The sequence below is a fragment of the Pseudomonas sp. RGM 3321 genome (genome assembly GCF_022836805.1).
Taxonomy (GTDB): Bacteria; Pseudomonadota; Gammaproteobacteria; order Pseudomonadales; family Pseudomonadaceae; genus Aquipseudomonas.
This window is the reverse complement of record NZ_JALHBH010000055.1, coordinates 1-677: the sequence shown is the minus strand read 5'-3', so window position 1 is coordinate 677 and position 677 is coordinate 1. Positions and strand designations below refer to the sequence as shown.

At 52.1% G+C, this 677-nt stretch carries 1 protein-coding gene; it reads right to left on the bottom strand.

Annotation, left to right across the window (positions count from 1 at the left end; translation table 11 throughout):
• Window positions 1–37: 37 nt before the first annotated feature.
• Window positions 38–677, bottom strand: a 640-nt coding sequence (locus RGM3321_RS00220; RefSeq protein ID WP_244391038.1) for an IS3 family transposase, incomplete at its 5' end; no start/stop codon positions are given.

Here is a 677-nt window from a genome sequence, read left to right as displayed (position 1 = left end):
TGTCTAGTCCTGAAATAGGTTTACACCTGTTTCACGCTCAAAACGCCCGATGCACCGCATCGGGCGTTTTGTATTTCAGGGATAAGTGTGGCCGCTCCCTATTGTAGATCTGCACCGATTCATCCACCATTTTCACTGCATCTGCCAAGTCTTTAGGCCGATTGAGTAGAAACTCAGTCTTCAAAATCCCGTTTACCCGCTCGGCCATAGCGTTCTGGTAGCAGTCATAGCCATCAGTCATCGAGCACCGGATTCCATACCTGGTATGCAGCCGCTGATAGAGGTCGGAACAGTACTGGGCGCCGCGATCTGAATGATGAATCAGTATCTGATCGGTTTTTCGCTCTCTTACCGCTTTTTCCAGTGCCTTTATCACCGACTGGGTATGCAGGCTTTCATGCACGTGATGGCCAACAATCTTGCGTGAGTACGCATCTGTCACAAGGCTCACGTAGGCCACGCTTTCCTGCGTAGGCAGGTAGGTTATGTCTGCAACCCAGACCTGTTCGGGCCCACTAGCCACAACTTGTTCCGGACCTGCTTTGAGCAGGTTGGAATGCCGGCGAAAGCGATGATGGCTATGAGTAGTCTTGTGATAAGCCCGTTTGCGCGGAACCAGCTCGCGCGCATCACGAAGAATGGTAAACAGACGGTCTCTACCCACGCACAACGACGCA